The organism is Paenibacillus sp. FSL R5-0749, from assembly GCF_038595085.1.
Taxonomy (GTDB): domain Bacteria; phylum Bacillota; class Bacilli; order Paenibacillales; family Paenibacillaceae; genus Paenibacillus.
Genome location: NZ_CP152005.1, coordinates 6070608 through 6088812, shown reverse-complemented (window position 1 = coordinate 6088812; position 18205 = coordinate 6070608). Strand labels below are relative to the sequence as shown.

15 protein-coding genes and 1 riboswitch are annotated in these 18205 nt (G+C 47.3%); of the genes, 14 read left to right on the top strand and 1 reads right to left on the bottom strand.

The window, feature by feature from the left end:
- Window positions 1-158: 158 nt before the first annotated feature.
- Together fni and MKY85_RS27260 are read left to right on the top strand one after the other, a co-directional pair.
- Window positions 159-1226, top strand: a complete 1068-nt coding sequence (fni, locus tag MKY85_RS27265) for a type 2 isopentenyl-diphosphate Delta-isomerase (protein WP_342571216.1) — start codon at window positions 159-161, stop codon at window positions 1224-1226.
- A gap of 591 nt (window positions 1227-1817) precedes the next feature.
- Window positions 1818-5069: an S-layer homology domain-containing protein gene (locus tag MKY85_RS27260; protein WP_342571215.1), complete on the top strand. Its 3252-nt coding sequence runs from the start codon at window positions 1818-1820 to the stop codon at window positions 5067-5069.
- 129 nt (window positions 5070-5198) lie between these two features.
- Here MKY85_RS27260 and MKY85_RS27255 read toward each other — a convergent pair whose 3' ends face one another.
- On the bottom strand, window positions 5199-5630 hold the full coding sequence (locus MKY85_RS27255; RefSeq protein ID WP_342571214.1) for a hypothetical protein: 432 nt from the start codon (window positions 5628-5630) through the stop codon (window positions 5199-5201).
- Between the two features lie 211 nt (window positions 5631-5841).
- On the opposite strand from MKY85_RS27255, the gene MKY85_RS27250 reads away from it, so the two are divergent.
- The 12 genes from MKY85_RS27250 to MKY85_RS27195 all read left to right on the top strand — a co-directional run bounded on the left by MKY85_RS27250 (window position 5842) and on the right by MKY85_RS27195 (window position 18008).
- Entirely contained in the window at window positions 5842-6312 is a 471-nt protein-coding gene (locus tag MKY85_RS27250; protein WP_342571213.1) for a GNAT family N-acetyltransferase, read from the top strand.
- Between the two features lie 121 nt (window positions 6313-6433).
- Complete coding sequence (gene ychF / locus MKY85_RS27245; RefSeq protein WP_062836948.1) at window positions 6434-7534, top strand: redox-regulated ATPase YchF; 1101 nt, start codon at window positions 6434-6436, stop codon at window positions 7532-7534.
- Between the two features lie 260 nt (window positions 7535-7794).
- Window positions 7795-7923: a hypothetical protein gene (locus tag MKY85_RS27240; protein ID WP_301290198.1), complete on the top strand. Its 129-nt coding sequence runs from the start codon at window positions 7795-7797 to the stop codon at window positions 7921-7923.
- A gap of 553 nt (window positions 7924-8476) precedes the next feature.
- Window positions 8477-9544 (top strand): peptide chain release factor 1, encoded by a 1068-nt coding sequence (gene prfA, locus MKY85_RS27235; protein ID WP_342571212.1) that lies wholly within the window; start codon window positions 8477-8479, stop codon window positions 9542-9544.
- Window positions 9545-9568: 24 nt separating this feature from the next.
- Window positions 9569-10453, top strand: a complete 885-nt coding sequence (gene prmC / locus MKY85_RS27230; protein ID WP_342573488.1) for a peptide chain release factor N(5)-glutamine methyltransferase — start codon at window positions 9569-9571, stop codon at window positions 10451-10453.
- 85 nt (window positions 10454-10538) lie between these two features.
- On the top strand, window positions 10539-11759 hold the full coding sequence (locus tag MKY85_RS27225) for an FtsW/RodA/SpoVE family cell cycle protein (protein WP_339238211.1): 1221 nt from the start codon (window positions 10539-10541) through the stop codon (window positions 11757-11759).
- Between the two features lie 306 nt (window positions 11760-12065).
- Window positions 12066-13283, top strand: coding sequence for an FtsW/RodA/SpoVE family cell cycle protein (locus tag MKY85_RS27220; protein WP_339238209.1), 1218 nt, complete (start codon window positions 12066-12068; stop codon window positions 13281-13283).
- 262 nt (window positions 13284-13545) lie between these two features.
- Window positions 13546-14205, top strand: coding sequence for a stage II sporulation protein R (spoIIR, locus tag MKY85_RS27215; protein ID WP_339238207.1), 660 nt, complete (start codon window positions 13546-13548; stop codon window positions 14203-14205).
- A gap of 255 nt (window positions 14206-14460) precedes the next feature.
- Window positions 14461-15699 carry an L-threonylcarbamoyladenylate synthase gene (locus tag MKY85_RS27210; RefSeq protein ID WP_342571211.1) on the top strand — a complete coding sequence of 413 codons (1239 nt, stop codon included), beginning with the start codon at window positions 14461-14463 and terminating at the stop codon, window positions 15697-15699.
- A 204-nt stretch (window positions 15700-15903) separates the two neighbouring features.
- Window positions 15904-16464, top strand: coding sequence for a manganese efflux pump MntP family protein (locus MKY85_RS27205; RefSeq protein WP_339238203.1), 561 nt, complete (start codon window positions 15904-15906; stop codon window positions 16462-16464).
- Between the two features lie 58 nt (window positions 16465-16522).
- On the top strand, window positions 16523-17095 hold the full coding sequence (locus MKY85_RS27200; protein ID WP_339238201.1) for a low molecular weight protein arginine phosphatase: 573 nt from the start codon (window positions 16523-16525) through the stop codon (window positions 17093-17095).
- Between the two features lie 96 nt (window positions 17096-17191).
- Window positions 17192-17273: riboswitch (ZMP/ZTP riboswitch) on the top strand.
- Between the two features lie 141 nt (window positions 17274-17414).
- Window positions 17415-18008, top strand: coding sequence for a TIGR01440 family protein (locus MKY85_RS27195; protein WP_169479777.1), 594 nt, complete (start codon window positions 17415-17417; stop codon window positions 18006-18008).
- The last annotated feature ends 197 nt before the right edge of the window (window positions 18009-18205 follow it).

Sequence of the window (18205 nt, the reverse complement as noted above, 5' to 3'; positions counted from 1 at the left end):
TCCATAGCTGGATTGGAACGTTATACTGGATAGAGTTATGCTGCAATGCTTATTTAGATAAATGTTTTTGTCTTTTGCATAAGACATCTATACATAGAAGCAAGGAACGGGCAGGTTATCCTGTCGATCCGCACGATTCTCACATAGGAGGTCTCATCATGAATGAACAAGAGCGAGCCGGCGAACGGCTGCTTCCCGAAGTGGCTACGGGAGAACGGAAGCTGGAACACGTGCGCCTCTGTCTTGAGGAGAATGTGGCAGGAGAAGGGGTAACCAGCGGTATGGAGCGGTATGCGTTTCGTCATCACCCACTGCCGGAGCTGGATTTTGCAGAGGTGCATCTGGAGACTTCGTTTCTTGGCAAAAAAGTACGTACACCCTTGCTCATCAGTTCGATGACGGGTGGAAGCAAAACAACGGGCGCCATCAATGAGCGCCTCGCCCGAGTAGCGAACGCCAGAGGCTGGGCGCTCGGCGTAGGTTCGATCCGGGCTGCCGTGGAACAGCCGGAACTGGCAAGTACCTTCGATGTGCGGCGCTGGGCACCGGACATCCCGGTCATAGCCAACCTGGGCGCGGTGCAGCTGAACTATGGCTTCACCACGGCTGACTTCCAGCGTGCCGTAGATATTGCGGGTGCGGACATGCTCGTGCTTCATCTGAACACGTTGCAGGAAGTTTTCCAGCCGGAAGGTAATACGAACTTCAGCGGATTATTTCACCGGATTGAGAACTTGTGTCGTGAGTTAGACGTGCCTGTTGGCGTAAAAGAAGTCGGTTTTGGCATCGATGGCGTGACGGCTCAACGCTTATATGAAGCAGGTGTGGCGTTTATCGATGTAGCTGGTGCTGGTGGTACAAGCTGGGTGCAGGTAGAGAAATACCGTAACAACAACCCGGTACGCCGGGCGGCTGCGGAAGCTTTTGCCGACTGGGGCATTCCGACAGCGGAGTGTATTCAGGAAGTGCGAGCGCTGAATCCGGCGGGTGCTCTGATTGGCAGTGGCGGACTTTACACGGGGGTAGATGCGGCCAAAGCCCTCGCGCTCGGTGCGGACTTGGCTGGTTTTGGCCGATCTCTACTCGAATCCGCGGTCGCTTCGGATGATGCGCTGAATGAGCGGTTGGAACAGGTCGAATTCGAGTTGCGTACCGTGATGTTCGGCATTGGCGCAGGTCGGATTGAAGATTTGAAACAGACGGAGCGGCTGGTGAAGCGGCGGTAGAATAAAACTAGACATGGCGTCTTGCTGAACAGTCTGACTTGTAAGCGGCGTATTCGCTGGGTCTGATGGAGCAACGTTCGCTAACGAACCTGTAACACCTTATTTGGCGATTCAGGCGTTAGTTGGGAATCTAACGAATCCTACACACGTTAATGGGATAGAAAACAGCGATTTACAGCAGATGACGCCAATGAAAGAGTAAATAACGAGTCTATGGTTCGTTAGATTCTCAAAACGTATGAAAAGGGCTGAATAGTGTCTCTCAGGTTCGTTAGACTGTGAGGGAAACGTGGAACGGTTTATGGATCGGATTGGGCCCTTCAGCTTTTAACTGCGGTAAGTCAATTAATTAATATTGGTGTATTACTTTGAGCATGTCGACGATAATTAACGGCATGCTTTTTTGTCATGCATAACAAGATGAAGATTTAATTCAGAGTAAAATTTTTTATTGTTTGTTAATACATTACACATTATGATTGATGAGTCTTAAGGAATGGTTTTTAATGACTTTTTTAGGTAAAAAGACTCACTTGTAATTAAGGGAAGGATGGATTGATTTACGACAAATTCTAAGAGGTGATACATAACATGAAGTTCAAAAGCCTATTAATTTTCATGCTAGTTATTAACTTATTGTTAGTTAATCTACTAATTTCAGGAGGAGGGACAGACGTAGCTCATGCGAATTATGAGCCTCGTATAGATAGAATAACTAAGGAGTCTTCCAAGTCGAATGATAACTTCATAGACTCGTATAATTCCAAGACTACTAGTATGTCTGCATCAATTGAAACAATAAGTGATACCAATACTACGTCATATTTGCCGAAACCTAACGTAACGGTAACCACAACGGAAAACTCCATAACGGTGTCTTGGGATGAAGTTCCCGGAGCAACTAAATATGCTGTTACTGTCAATCGAGAAGTTGCTATGGATAAAAATATAAGAACGTACACAATAACAAGAGTTTCACCAGATGAAACATACAGGATCGGAGTTCTCGCATATGACGGGGAAAAATATGGAGAACAAGAGTTACTCTTCGTTAGATTGAAGGGACCTGCGCCAATCTACGATGATGCGGGTAGACTTGATTTTACGGGGAAAATTTCAGGTGAATTAGAGATTGTTAATGGTGGCTTTGCTTATGTGAACTGGGGGCTTGTGAATGGCAATGCGATCAGTCTGTTTTACAAGCTAGATGCAGTCATACAGGCAGAGGTGTACGTCAATGATGTGAAAAATACTGATCTGAAGAGCCAATCCAGTTCAAGTGCTCTCATTAATGGTTTGACGCAAGGTGAGAAAAATGTAATTAGGTTAGCTTGGACGAATCCGATAGACTCCACTCAACGTTCATTAGAGTTTATAATCACGCCTCCTGTACAGGATGCTTATACTTTAGGAGATTCCAAGGCAGGATTTGGCGCCGTCGTTGATCTTAAGCAATACGGTAAGTGGTATCTTGTGGACAATCAAACCATAATCTCTCAAAATACCGTTTCGAAATATATTGATACACAAGGTGATAGTGCTAGATGGAGAGTAGACATGTCCTCCAAGTTCGCAGATAGTGTGGGCTATGAATTAAACAAAATAAAAGAAGACAAGCAATCTCCTTTCCAATCGCAATGGTGGTATGTCAATACATTTGATAACGGGGAGTACGTTAATGGTTATTCATCTCCTGTAGGGATCGTTACCAAGGAGGATCTAGAGAAATATAGAGGGATTGTTCTAAGTGATCTTAAACGTCCGAACCAGATGATATCCAGTCTGGCTTTGGTTAACCCTTATACTTATGAAAATGCGAAATCTGGAAATAAGGGGCCTGTATTTACGGAGATAGCTACTGGATCTGATGCATTCCCAAATAATCATATAAACTTTGTTCCAGCAGGCAGCTCGGTACAGAATTTCAAATACAAAGCCTTCTTAAAATATAATGGTGAATTTAAAGGACAGGGAACCCCTGAAGATCCTTACGTTATTCCGACTCTAGCTGATGGGGAACCTGTGATCACGAAACTAGATAGTCCTAGATACTCACAGTCGAGTGCTGTGGGTAATAATGCGATTCGATTGCAGTGGCATGCAGTGGAAGGTGCAGAACAATATATTCTCAAGCGTGGTTCTGAAGTTCTATATGAGGGTCCGCTTTTAGAATATGTGCATGAAGGTGTGAATTTTAATTCGATCACTAAGTATACATTAGTAGCTCGCAAAGGCGATGTTTACAGTGAAGAAGCGAAATTTACAATCGGAATTAGAAATTTTATATCATATCCACCAGATTTCCGAGCTGAAGCACTGGATTCCACCAAGGTTAGACTTACGTGGAGTAAGGTAGACTATGCAGTAGAGTATGTGATCACCCGTAATGATCAGCTTTTGGCGGTAACCAAGTCAACTTTATACGAGGATGTAAATGTAACACCTGACACCACATACATCTATAAAGTGTTTGGCAGGGATGGAGACAACGAAGGTTCAGCTGCAGTTAAAAGTGTGAAAATTCCTAACGTGACTGAGAACGAGGCACCGAAAGGCCAAATTAACATAAGAGTCAATCGAGTGTACGATAATAGAGTGGACCTGCAATGGAATCTGGTGGAGGGCGCAACCCAGTATGAGATCTACCAGGATCAAGTTAATAAAGTCTGGTCAGGTCGTTCGAATACGATGATTGCGTACACCCTCCAGCCGGGAAGAACATATACCTACCGGGTTGTAGCGAGTAACAAATACGGGAAGGTTGAATCTAGTATAATCGAAGTGCAGACGGCGGGCATACCTCAATCGATGAATGTGTCTCCAATGAATGCCTCGAACGCAACGATTGCCTTTGAATATCAACCTATTGAAGGAGCGGTTCATTACGTTGAACGTAATCCACAAACGAAGTACGAACCTCTAGGAAACGGTGTTTACCGTAAGACGTATGTTAATACGGCTACTGGAGAAATGCGTGATGAGGGTATCGTGACTGCTGTGAATGGTAAGTTACAATTTAGCGAAACGGGCGTTGAACGGAGTAAATATTATGAGTATAATATCATCGCTGTTCGTGTCAGACCTGATGGATCAGAAGAAGTCATTGGCAGGCAAACGGTTGCTGTAACAACTCCCGCAGATGGAAGTGGTGCGACGGTATATGGATATAATTATCCTAATCCTGGCTATCAAAATGTAAATAATATCCCGGATTCTGGTATAAATACGGGGGTCGGGAATGGCAGCATTACGATTGATACTCAAGTTGTGGGTTCCAAGGGAGAAGTGAAAAATCCAACCAATGTTACTTTTAAAGATATAGAAAAGAGTTATGCGAAGGAAGCTATTATATACTTGGCGCAGAAAGGAATTGTCAAAGGCTATTCCGATGGTTCGTTTGGTGGACATCAAAAAGTGACGAGAGCGGAATTTGCAATCTTCTTACAACGTACCCTTGGATATAATTCTGTAGTTCCTTATATTAACGAATTTAACGATGTTCAATCTAACTCGTGGTACTATTCGGAGATAACTCCCGCATTACAACAAGGTATACTTAAAGGATTCAATGATGGTACGCTTAGACCGAATGTGCATGTTACAAGAGAAGAAGCATCAAGTATGATTGAGAACGTAATGAAGAAACAAGGTTATGTATTATCATCATTCACACTTTACGATGATAATCACATGATCTCCAATTGGGCTAGAAATAGTATCGGTCTTGTATCTCAAGAATCTGTTATGAAAGGATATCCCGATCGGAAGTTTATGCCTAAAAAGCAGCTAACCCGACAGGAGGCTGCAATGATAATCTATAACCTATTGCATAGCAAGAAGTAAATGCCCGTTAAAGTTTTTTTTACAAACTTATAACTGTGGTAAACGATGTTGAAATAAAATAATACCCTAACATGCAATCTTCTCAAGAGGGAGATTGCATGTTTTTTTGATGAATGACTGATATACCCTTTACATACATTCCTCTTTCACAGTGACATTCTCATTGGTTACAGTAACGTAGGAGTTACCAGACAAGTATTCCGTATAACCGCAAACCATTTTGTTATAGGTTTTACCGCGGCTGTCTGTAAACTCTAAAGAGACAGTGCCCTCTCCGGAAAGTTTCAGCTGTGGGGCGAATTTCACTTTTGCTCCGCTGGGAATATCCTTTTTGAATACGTAGGTGGAGCCACTCTCGTTGGTATTATACGAGTCGCCTTGGGCTAAGTTAGTCTGAATATTGGTGAGGTTATAGTCAGACTGATTGTGGATTGTGATTCTCAAGTGGCGATAGGGATCGACTGCATTCAGCAAGCTCTTAAAGGCGACGATACCTATGACGAGTACGATGGCGGACAAGATAATGATTTTCTTTTTGGAGAATCGGCGATGTGTGTACAAGATAATGCACTCCTTTCCTATGAGGTATAAACGATGGGAGAAGATCAAAAGTTATAGATAAAATGGATACATATGAAATTGGAATTCAAATCGTCAGAATTACTTCATGCGCCAAGCGGGAGAACAGGATACAATAAGATACTAGCAGTGCAATAAGGACTGCACAGGGATCCTACATAATGAAGATCACTCAAAATAAGGAGGGGAATAAATGGAACTTTCTCCAATGAATCAGGAAGATTATGCGAGTTTTTGCATTCGATCGATTAAGGATTTTGCACAGGAAAAAGTAGAAGCAGGCACTTGGGCGGAGGAAGAGGCGCAGCAACTGGCCGAGGAATCTTATCAACGTTATCTGCCAGAAGGTTTGAATACACCCGGAGCATATCTCTACAATCTAGTGCATCCTGTGGACGGAAATGTCGGGTATATCTGGTTTAACATCACGGATAATCGTCGTGGCAAAGATGCATTTTTGCTAGACATTGTGGTTGAAGAAGCACACCGCGGTAAAGGGTATGGAACAGAGACGATGGAGGCGCTTGAACAGACGGCCTTGAGTCTTGGCGTGGATCGCATTGGCCTGCATGTGTTTGGACATAATGTGCGAGCGAGTAGCCTTTATCGCAAGATGGGATATGAAGTAACGGATCTAACGATGTACAAGGAAATCAAAGGGTAAACCAATAGCGGATGGGACGCTGGTCGAATTGGCGAAGTTCCTTGATGCCTTGAGGTTTGTCATATATAATGTATAGGATTATCCATACCGAACAAGTAATCAATGAGGAGTTGTCATATACATGGCTTTGAAAGCTGGAATCGTGGGTTTGCCTAACGTTGGTAAATCTACATTGTTTAATGCAATTACACAAGCAGGTGCCGAATCGGCAAACTATCCGTTCTGTACAATTGACCCTAACGTGGGGATCGTTGAAGTACCCGATGAGCGTTTGGACAAACTGACAGAACTCGTTGTCCCTAAGAAAACAGTACCAACGGCGTTTGAGTTTGTAGATATCGCGGGTCTGGTTCGCGGTGCGAGCAAAGGCGAAGGTCTTGGTAACAAGTTCCTTGCCCACATCCGTGAAGTAGACGCGATTGTACACGTGGTACGTTGCTTTGTAGATGAGAACATTACACACGTCGATGGCAAAATTGACCCGGTAAGCGACATCCAGACCATCAATCTGGAGCTGATCCTGGCCGATATCGAGAGTGTTGAGAAGAAAATCGATCGCTCCAAGAAAAACATGAAGGGCGGCAACAAGACTGCCTCTCAAGAAGTAGAAGTGTTGGAGAGAGTGAAGGCTGTTCTATACGATGACAAGCCAGCACGCAGCATGGAACTTACAGATGACGAGCTTTTGATTATACGAGATCTGCACTTGCTTACCCTGAAGCCTGTTCTGTACGCAGCCAATGTAGCTGAGGATGAAATCGGCGACGTGGCGAACAATGCTTACGTGCAAAAAGTAAGAGAATTCGCAGCTGCTGAAAACGCAGAAGTAGTGCCAATCAGTGCGAAGGTTGAAGAAGAGATCTCCGAGCTGGAAGGCGAAGATAAACAAATGTTCCTGGAAGAACTCGGTATCGAGGATTCCGGTCTGAACCTGTTGATCAAAGCGGCTTACAAATTGCTCGGTCTGTACACATACTTCACAGCAGGTGTGCAGGAAGTTCGTGCTTGGACAATCCGTAAGGGTACCAAAGCACCAGGCGCAGCAGGTGTTATTCACACGGACTTCGAGCGCGGATTCATCCGGGCAGAGGTTGTTTCTTATGACGATCTGGTGGCAGCAGGTTCCATGAACGGTGCCAAAGAGCGTGGACAACTTCGTCTTGAAGGTAAAGAGTACGTTGTAAATGACGGCGACGTTATGCACTTCCGTTTCAACGTTTAAGTTGTTACACATTTATATGTAGACTTAAAATTATGACCCTACGACCTTCTTCGTGAAGTTCGTGGGGTCTTTAACTTAGAGCTCTGAAGATGAGGATGCAACGGAGAGTAGTCTTCCAAGAGAAACGGGTTCTTTGTTTTCATAATCAAAATCAACTGCTGAGATAGAGATGTGAATAGGAATATTATGGTATAATAGAGGAGACAAAGTAACCGGTGGATAATCGATACGGTGATGCTTACCCGAAAGGGGGTGACGCCGTGTCATTTCTTGCAGTAGTGCAGCATTTCCTAGAAATTAGCGACAAGCTAATTAGTATTGCAGTGGGGTTAATAGCCGTATGCAGTGCGTGGAAAGCAGCGCGGAACAAGAAAAACCACCGGGATTAGGTTGGTCGCCTTGCAATCCGGTGGTTTTTCATTCGTTTGATTGAAATTCGCCGTGGTCGCCCACCGGCCTTTGTTGGAGAAGTCACGATGTTAGCGCATCGTGGCTTTTGTTTATTTTACACTTGCTATACTTGTATTATACCACAGTAGGATCATTTCGGAACCACATCGAACAACAATTTCATTTTGTATCTTGCAGCACCAAAAAATAGTTCATCCGCTTGCGGAACAGTTACTATTCAGAACCATAAGAATATGCTATAATTAAGAGTCGTATACCACGTTAAAATTCGCACTGTAACCGATGAGTCGAAGCGAGTTTCATACAGGGTACACGATTTCTTGATATCACTTTAAAAGTAAAGGATTTGATGACGTTGTAGCGATGTTATACGTCGATCATACATGAATATGAATACATGCTGCGGTCAGGGGATTCATTGAGAATCCTGTGCGTTGTGGAATATAGATTATAGATGTAATGAACGTTGAATTGAAATATGTATCGAAAATGTGTTGTGCTTGGACAAAATAATGCGTGAGGTGACTATACATGTTGGATAAATTACAGGCGTTAGCCGACCGTTATGATAAATTGAGCGAGCTTTTGTGTGACCCGGATGTGGCAAGTGACAACAAAAAGCTGCGGGAATACTCGAAAGAACAATCCGATCTGCAACCGACTTATGAAGCGTACACGGAATACAAACAGGTAAGTCAGGATCTCGAAGCTGCAAAGGAAATGCAGGGTGAGAAACTGGATGATGAGATGCGTGAAATGGTCAAAATGGAAATTGAAGAACTGAGTACTCGCCAGAAGGAACTGGACGAATTGATTCGTGTACTCATGCTGCCAAAAGATCCGAATGACGACAAGAACGTTATTGTTGAGATTCGCGGGGCAGCTGGTGGAGATGAAGCAGCGTTGTTTGCAGCAGATCTGTATCGGATGTACACACGTTATGCAGATACACAAGGCTGGCGTGTAGAGCTGATGGACGTTAACACGAATGATCTCGGTGGATTCAAAGAGGTTGTTTTCCTGATCAACGGACGTGGTGCTTACAGCAAAATGAAATACGAAAGCGGCGCACACCGTGTGCAGCGTATCCCTACAACTGAATCGGGCGGACGTATTCATACGTCAACTTCAACGGTTGCGGTTATGCCAGAAGCCGAAGATTTTGATATCGAAATTCATGATAAAGACATCCGTGTGGATACGTTCTGTTCCAGTGGTGCCGGTGGACAATCGGTTAATACCACGAAATCCGCAGTACGGGTAACGCACGTTCCAACGGGAATTGTAGCGACATGTCAGGATGGAAAATCACAGAACTCCAACAAGGAAAAAGCGTTGCAGGTTCTGCGTACACGTATCTTCGATATGAAACGTATGGAAGAGGAAGCAAAGATCTCTGTTGAGCGGAAGAGCAAAGTGGGAACGGGTGACCGCAGTGAGCGGATTCGTACGTACAACTTCCCGCAAAGCCGTGTGACGGATCACCGGATCGGCCTGACCATGCACAAGCTGGATCAGGTGATGAACGGAGAGATTGAAGATATTCTGTCTGCACTGACCATTGCTCAGCAGACTGAAATGATGGATAGAGGAGAATAATCTGTGACCCGAGCGCAGTTTGTCATGACGCCGGAACAGAGCTGTCGGGAAGCCTTCGTGGAGGCTTCCTCTTTTTTGGAGAAGTGCGGCGTGTACGAGCCGCAAAACAATGCCCTGCTGCTGCTGGAACATGTACTCGGCGTCTATGGCGCCGCGTACTACATGATGCAGCCGGAGCCTTTTCCCAGCGAGCATCGCAGCCGCTGGGAGGACGCCGTCACGCGCAAGGCTGCGGGTGAGCCGGCGCAATACATTATCGGCAGCCAGGAATTCTATGGGCTGCCGTTCGAGGTCACGCCAGCCGTGCTGATTCCGCGGCCGGAGACCGAGCTGTTGGTCGAGGCTGTGCTGCGCGAAGCCGACCGCGTGTTTCCTGACGGCGCTCCGCTCGCCGTCGATATTGGCACGGGCAGTGGTGCCATCGCGGTGACGATGGCTTCACTGCGCCCGCGCTGGCAGGTCGGCGCCGGGGATCTCTCGGCGGCTGCCCTGCAAGTGGCCGCGCGGAACGCGGCCGCGAACGGGGTACAGATCGACTTCCGTGAAGGCGATCTGCTGGCCCCGTTCGCCGGGGCACAGGTGGACATCCTGGTGTCCAACCCGCCATACATCCCGGCGGCAGATATCGCCGGGTTACAGCAAGAGGTGCGCGATCATGAGCCGCGCATGGCACTGGACGGCGGTCCGGACGGGCTTGCACCGTACCGGATCATGCTGGAGCAGCTGGCGCTGCTGCCTGCACCGCCGCAGATCATTGGTTTTGAGCTGGGCCAGGGGCAGGCTCGCGACATCGCGGCTCTACTTGAAACGGCGGGACATTGGCCGGAAATTATCATTGTACCGGACCTTGCCGGAATCGAGCGGCATGTCCTGGGTGTTCGTACTTCGGAACAGGTGACGAAAATGTAAGGTTCCGCGGGTTTTCTTTTTGCCGTGAAATCCTCTACAATGAGATATACCGAAGATTTCTGAATGCTTGGGGGAACATAATTACATGCTGCACAAATTTAAAAAGATAGATTATTCTATCGTGTTTATACTGGTTATTCTGATGGTTATCAGTATTTTGTCGATTTACAGTACAACGTTTGGTCGTCCGAAGCTGGAGGGACTCCCGAAAAGTGCAGTGATTTTTTATATTTTTGGATTCATCGTCTTTTTTGGAATGTCGATGATCAATTATAAATTTATAATCAAAAATTATTTATATATCTATGGCGTGGGTATGCTGCTGCTCATTTTCGTAATGTTTTTTGGTAAAGAGTATTACGGTGCAAAAGGTTGGCTGTCCATCTTCGGGGTCAGTTTGCAACCTGCTGAGTTGTTCAAGTTATGTCTAATTGTGTTTTTATCAGCCTTTTTGGCCCGAAAGAAGAATCGTCCGCTCTATTTCGGACGTGATGTTATTCCGATCTCACTCTGTGTTCTGCCGCCGTTACTACTGGTATTGCTTCAAAATGACTTGGGAAATGCGTTAAGTTATGTTGTCATTCTTGTGGGCCTATTGTGGATCGGCAACATTAAATTTACGCATGCCCTCATTGGTTTTATTATTGCTGTGGCGACTTTTATCGGCGGTACACAAGCATATATTCATTATCATGATGAGATCGTTAAATTTCTGAATGACATTGGACGTTCGCACTGGGCGGATCGTTTTGACCCCTGGCTTGTACCAGAACTGACCTCAAGGGATGTACTCTGGCAGACGTATAATGCGAAGCTTGCGATTGGTTCTGGCGGTATTACGGGCAAAGGATATCTGGAGGGCACAACGATTCAGTCGAATCGGGTGCCGCTGGCCTATGCAGACTCGATCTTTGTACAGATCGGGGAGGAGTTTGGCTTCATCGGTGCCTCGGTATTGCTTCTCCTATACTTTATCCTGATTCACAGGCTGGTGCTGATTGCACTGGAGTGTAAGGATCGCGCCGGACCTTATCTTATTGTAGGTATTATAGCGATGCTGCTCTACCAGATCTTTGTTAATATTGGTCCATTCATTGGTCTGATGCCACTGACAGGGATTACGCTGCCATTTATCAGTTCGGGCGGTACCTCCATTATGCTCAACATGATCAGTATGGGGATTGTGATGAGTATCAAGGTTCACACGGAAGAAAACGAGGATATTCTCGGCTCGGCGGAACAACCGAGTATTACCGATCTGGTGATGAAATTGCTGAGACGCAAGCCATCCCAGCAGGAACAATAACGTTCTCGGAATTGAAAAATCTGGGATAACAGCGATTGGAAGTTTATTCTGTTATCGTAGTGTCAGTGGAAATAATCCTTAGTTTAACTTATATAACTACAGAACCCTGGAACAGATCAGCCCTATTCACTTAGGGATGAATGTTTCCGGGTTTTTATTTTTTACAGTGGGGGACAGGCGACTGAGTTGTTTGATATTCATCCTGAAGCAATCTGATTTCCATTTTATCATCCAATTATATACAATGGAAATATTGAGTTTAATTGGAAATCATAGAATGCTAGATTCAGGGGGATGGACGGAGTCATGTTGAGAATGTTGAAAAAGATGGATGGTGTGATTCTCTTCATCATGCTGTTGCTCATGATTATTAGTGTATTTGCAATTTACAGCGGAACGCAAACAGATGCTCACCTGGCGAGTCACCATGTCAAAACGATTTATTTCTATGTGGCTGGATTCATTGCGGTGCTTGTCATCGGGCTTGTGAATTACAAGATATACGTGAAATATGCGTTTTATTTGTATGGGTTTGGAATTATACTGCTGATCCTCGCTAATGTCCTGGGCAGTTCGATCAATAATGCCAACGGTTGGCTGAAGCTTGGGGAATTTTCTTTTCAACCGGCAGAGCTGTTCAAGATGATTCTGATTCTGTTCCTTGCTCATTTAATTGTGAAGAGACAACGAGGCACGCTGCAATTTTGGAGAGATATTGTGCCGATTGGCTGCTGGGCGTTTATTCCATTTGCTCTGGTTATGGCTCAGAATGATCTAGGCAATGCATTGGGGTATGTGGTGATTCTGGCTGCGGTATTCTGGATCGGAAATATGAGACTGAAGCACGTATTAATTGTACTGACGATTGTGGGAGTGACCTTCTTTGGTTTTGTTAAAGCCTATACGTTCTACCATGATGAAGTATTCACCTTTCTTGAAAAGATAAAAAGGGAGCATTGGGCGGAGCGAATTGATCCCTGGCTTGTGCCGGAAAAGGCTACCTCCAAAGCGTCCTGGCATACGAAAAATGCAGGATTAGCCATTGGTTCAGGGGGCATCATCGGCAAAGGTTATTTGCAAGGAACATCCGTTCAGAGCGGTCGAGTCCCTTACACGTATTCGGATTCCATTTTTGTCGTGATCGCAGAGGAGTTTGGCTTTGTCGGTGCATCCGTACTGATTCTGTTGTACTTTATTCTGATTCAACGTATGGTGTGGATTGCTCTGAGTTGCAGAGATCGCGCGGGACCCGTCATCATTGTAGGTATTATCGGAATGTTGTTGTATCAGGTGTTTGAGAATGTGGGGGCGTTCCTCGGCCTGATGCCGCTCACAGGGATTACGTTGCCATTCATCAGTTACGGGGGCACCTCCCTGCTCATTAACATGGCTTGTATTGGGGTGGTCATGAGCATTAAGTTATATGGACAGGAAGAGGAGGATGAACTTCTCATGGGGGAGCAGCAACCGCGGTTGTCGGAACGTTTATGGAATATGCTCAAGAAAGAGAAAAGTGCTGTGTAACTGCTGAAATAGTTTAATGAAAAGCACAGTGGTGGAGCGACTAACGTGATTGTTCATGATTCATAAGGATAACGAGGTTGATTTGTCCTGTAACCAGGTGCGGATCAGCCTTTTTAACATGACTGGTGAGCGTATGTATATCATAGAATCGATTTAGTAGATTTATTGTATATGCTAGGTTTACTTCCGTCTCTCCCGGGCATACTGATAGACATGAGAGAGTTGCAGGTCGCGTGATCAGAGAGCTGAGGGGGAGAACGGAATGAACAGACGAATTGTTAAGCAAATTGGACTTATTATTGTATGTCTTATGATGATGATCATGATGTGGGAAGGTCAGAAAACGGATGCAGCTGTGGCGGCCACAGCGATTCCTGAACAATCGATTCGCTTGCGTATTCTAGCAAACTCGGATGCACCGGGAGATCAATTGGTGAAACGCGAGATTCGGGATGCTGTCGTTGCTCAGATGGGTGAGTGGGTAGCCGAACTGGAGAATCCGCAAAGTCTGGATGAAGCACGCCATGTCATTCGTGAGCATTTGTCCGAGATTGAAAATAGAGTAGGAGAAGAGTTGGCCAGTCGCGGTTTGAAGTATGAGTATCAGGTGGAATTGGGTTCGGTTCCGTTCCCAACCAAGCTATATGGAGGCACCGTGTATCCTGCTGGAGATTATGAAGCGGTTCGGATTACATTAGGCGAAGGCAAAGGTCAGAACTGGTGGTGTGTGTTGTTCCCGCCGCTGTGTTTCATTGATGCAGGGACCGGGGATGCACTGGCGAAACCTTCAAACGTATCGGCCGCAGCGGCTGAACCTGGAGATGCAGAGGCGTCTGTGCAGGGAGAGACACCGGAGGCGAGATTCTTTCTGTGGGATATGGCTGTGAAACTATGGAGTTGGGTCACTGGGTTATTCGCATAACAACGGATTTATACTATAGATGTGGGTGGCTTCAATTCAGGGAGCTGCCCTTTTGATATGAATTGGGGTTGAAGCTACAGTGAGACTCATGCGTGGAGCGAAGTATGAAGGGCATCCGAGGCGGGACAGGTATGTTATAATTACTTATATTGAACATGGAGTATGAAGCGAAGTGAACAAGGATGTGTATGGAGTTTAAAGTGTATTTCTCACGTGCACAAGTAACCTATTATGATGTTTAGGAATGATGGATATATGAATAGAGAGAATGAGCAAGTGCAATCCACCTCTGAAATGGGAAATGACATGGAGGTTCATGACAAGGGAACTCCAGCAGAGATGGTCACAGTCAATTGGGATGTGCGCGTTTTATTAAGCAATGAGAATGATCATGGATTGGGTAATATTGAATTAGCGGATGTGAAAAAGGGGAGCGCCCATCAAAGGGCGCTCGCCGACTTGCAGGCTGCCGCAGCCTGTTTTCGTCAAGGTCAGACGGTGGCCTTTCCGACCGAAACGGTCTACGGCCTGGGTGCGGATGCGCGTAGCACGGCAGCCGTGGAGGCTGTATTTGTCGCCAAAGGCAGACCTTCCGACAATCCACTGATTGTGCATATCGCGCACCGTGACCAGTTGGACACTCTGGTCACGGAAGTGAACGAGACAGCGGAAGCGCTGATGGCGGCCTTCTGGCCGGGACCGCTGACGCTGGTGCTGCCGGTTAGGCCGGGGGCGGTGTCCCCGCGTGTCACCGCCGGTCTGGATACGGTGGCCGTGCGCATGCCGGACCACCCGGTGGCTTTGCAGTTGATCGCGGCGGCGGCATGCCCTGTGGCTGCGCCAAGCGCCAACCGCTCCGGGCGGCCAAGTCCGACACTCGCGTCTCATGTGCGCGAGGATCTGGATGGCCGCATCGGCGGCATCGTGGACGGCGGCCCCACCGGGGTGGGCGTCGAGTCCACGGTGGTGCAGGTCGGTGACGACGGTACCGTCACCATCCTGCGCCCTGGCGGCATTACGGCGGAACAGTTGTCCGCCGTTGCCGCCCGTGTCGCCACGGACCCCGCGCTACTCGCGGAGGGGGCCGTTGGCGTGGGAAGCCCGGCGCCGCGCTCGCCGGGCATGAAGTACACGCACTACGCACCCGCAGGGGCGCTGTGCGTGGTGGAGGGGCCGCCCGCAGCGGTGGCGGCCTGGACCTGCGCCGCCCTCGCAGAGGCGGCGCAGCGTGGAGAGCGCACCGCCGTGCTGGCGTTCGCCGAGCACGCGGAGCAGTATCGCGCCGATGCCGTGTTCTCGCTGGGTGACGCCAGCGAGCTGGAGGAAGCAGCGCGCAGGCTATACGCCGCGCTACGCAGCTGCGATGAGCAAGGCGCCACATATATTGTGGCTGAAGCCTGCTCACGCGAAGGGCTGGGAGCAGCCGTCATGAATCGGCTGCTCAAGGCGGCGGGTAACCAACTCATCCAAGTTGGCGACCCACAGCCCTCCTAACCTCTCCTGATCATACAGTCAGGAGAGCTACGCACTCTTTTCCAAAACAAATCAATTAAAACATCGCATCCACCTGCCTACAATCTAGCCTTATGCATCATGGAGATGGAGTAGATCCGTCGTCGTTTACCTTTCATCGGTCATGTTTAGGTCCTTGTCCGCATATCGTGTACAAGAACCTTTACGTGACTTGGGGGTATGGGGATGTGGGATGTGTCTGCCCATGTAGGGCAGTTGGTAACCATTTTGATCATGGCAGTTGCACTTGGCCTCGATGCGTTTTCACTTGGGATCGGAATTGGCATGAAGGGCATTCGGCTGAGGGATGTATTGCGAATCAGTACAGTAACGGCGCTATTTCATATCATCATGCCGCTCATCGGTATGTATATGGGCAAATACGTCAGCTCGCTGCTCGGTGACATTACGACGTATGCAGCAGGTGGATTACTTGTTCTGCTGGGTGGTCATATGATTCTGAATGCATTCCGTGAAGGCGATACCAAGCTGGTGGACCACCGTTCCCTGCTCGGCGTTATACTATTCTCCCTCAGCGTAAGTGTGGATTCATTCTCCGTTGGCGTTTCCTTAGGGATGTTTAGCAGTGATCTGATCTTAACCGTACTGGCTTTTGGCTTTTGTGGCGGGGTGATGTCGGTGATGGGTCTGCTATTAGGCCGTCGGGTGAGTCAGAATCTCGGGGATTATGGTGAGGCCATTGGTGGCGCAATCTTGCTTGCGTTTGGACTTTTGTTTATATTTTAGAATAAAACTTGAGATATCCTATCATTCGCATCATATGTAAAATGGGGAGGCTAACACAATGAAACATATTTTATTCGTATGTACTGGCAATACGTGCCGCAGCCCCATGGCAGAGGGGCTTTTGCGAAAGTTGGCATCGGAGCGCGGCATTCAGGTAGAGGTTCGTTCCGCAGGTGTGGCAGCTACGTCGGGTATGCCGATTTCCCGTCATGCGGAAGCGGTTCTGAGAGATCATAACGTTGAAGGTCCACCTCATTCCACACAACTAAGCGCCAACTTGGTAGGTTGGGCGGACCTGGTTCTTACATTAACACGGAGTCATAAGCAGCATGTTATGCAGGTATTTCCAGACTCTGTCCACAAAACCTATACATTGAAAGAGTATGTGGAGGACGACGAGCAGGTATTAAGAGATGTTCAGGAGTTGGACAGCCTGTTTGCAACGCTGGAGATGAAACGTGCCCTTGGGCAAGAGATCCTGGCATCGGAGCGTGAGCGAGCCATTGAGATCAGACAACGCATTCCTAGTTTCGACATCTCCGATCCATTTGGTGGGAGTCGTGATGATTATAATATCGCTGCGGCCGAGATTCGGACGGCATTGGACCGGCTTTTGGATAAGCTGGGATAATTCTGATCCTGCGGGGCAGGTTAGAGAAACAGGACACGTGATGTAAATTAACCGTTGATTTTAAACGCGGGTTGTTTTATGATGAAGGGGAAAACAGGGATCCGGTGTAACTGGCGACGAAGTGGGCATAACCACGATGGAGCACCGGAACAAACGGCCGGTCGCCTGGGCAAAAGAGCAATTCTGCGTTACCCGCAGACTGCTCTTTTTTTCGTCTTTCATCTGATTATTCGCTATAATAGATCCTGAGATGCCGTGCAAGAATACGAAGGACAGCCAAGAGACAGCGGGCATGATTTTATCGGGAGGCGATGATAGGATGACTATAGAGTTAGATTCAGAACAACCCGGATTGCAGGAACAGACCGCATCCATTCTGCATGAACTGGCGCTTGCCGGACAGCTTGGGCCTGGACAGATCGTTGTGATCGGTACAAGCACAAGTGAAGTTGCAGGGGCACGGATTGGTACGAGTGGTGCTATTGAAGTGGCGCAACAGCTTCTTGCGGGTATACGCGAAGTGCAGGAGGAATTCGGTTTTGATACCGTATTCCAGTGTTGTGAGCATCTGAACCGTGCGCTGGTCATGGAACGTTCTGTGCTTACTCGTCTTGGATTGACTGAGGTTGGTGCAGTACCCGTGCCCAAAGCCGGAGGTTCAATGGCATCCGCAGCATATCGTTCGCTGACCGATCCATGCCTGGCTGAACATGTGCAGGCCCATGCGGGACTGGACATTGGGGAGACGATGATTGGCATGCATCTCCGGCATGTAGCCGTACCTTTTCGTACAGCGCTCCGCTATGTTGGAGATGCGCGTGTGACCACAGCGTTGACTCGTCCGAAGTTAATTGGCGGCGAACGCGCGGTGTATCGTATGGAAGAACAACCAGATTCAACATTTTGTGACTGATATCTTCAACCAATATAAAGCTAAATTAGACTTTACACAAAAACGGAGAGTGCAACACCAATCTGAAGAAGCAAAGCGTTCGCCTTTATCACCGGATTTTCCCTTTATTATAAGGGAGTTCAGAAAAATCAGGGGATAACAGCGATCGGAAGATGGTGATGCAATCGAAGTGAGGAGTGTAACCACTGTAGTTTCGC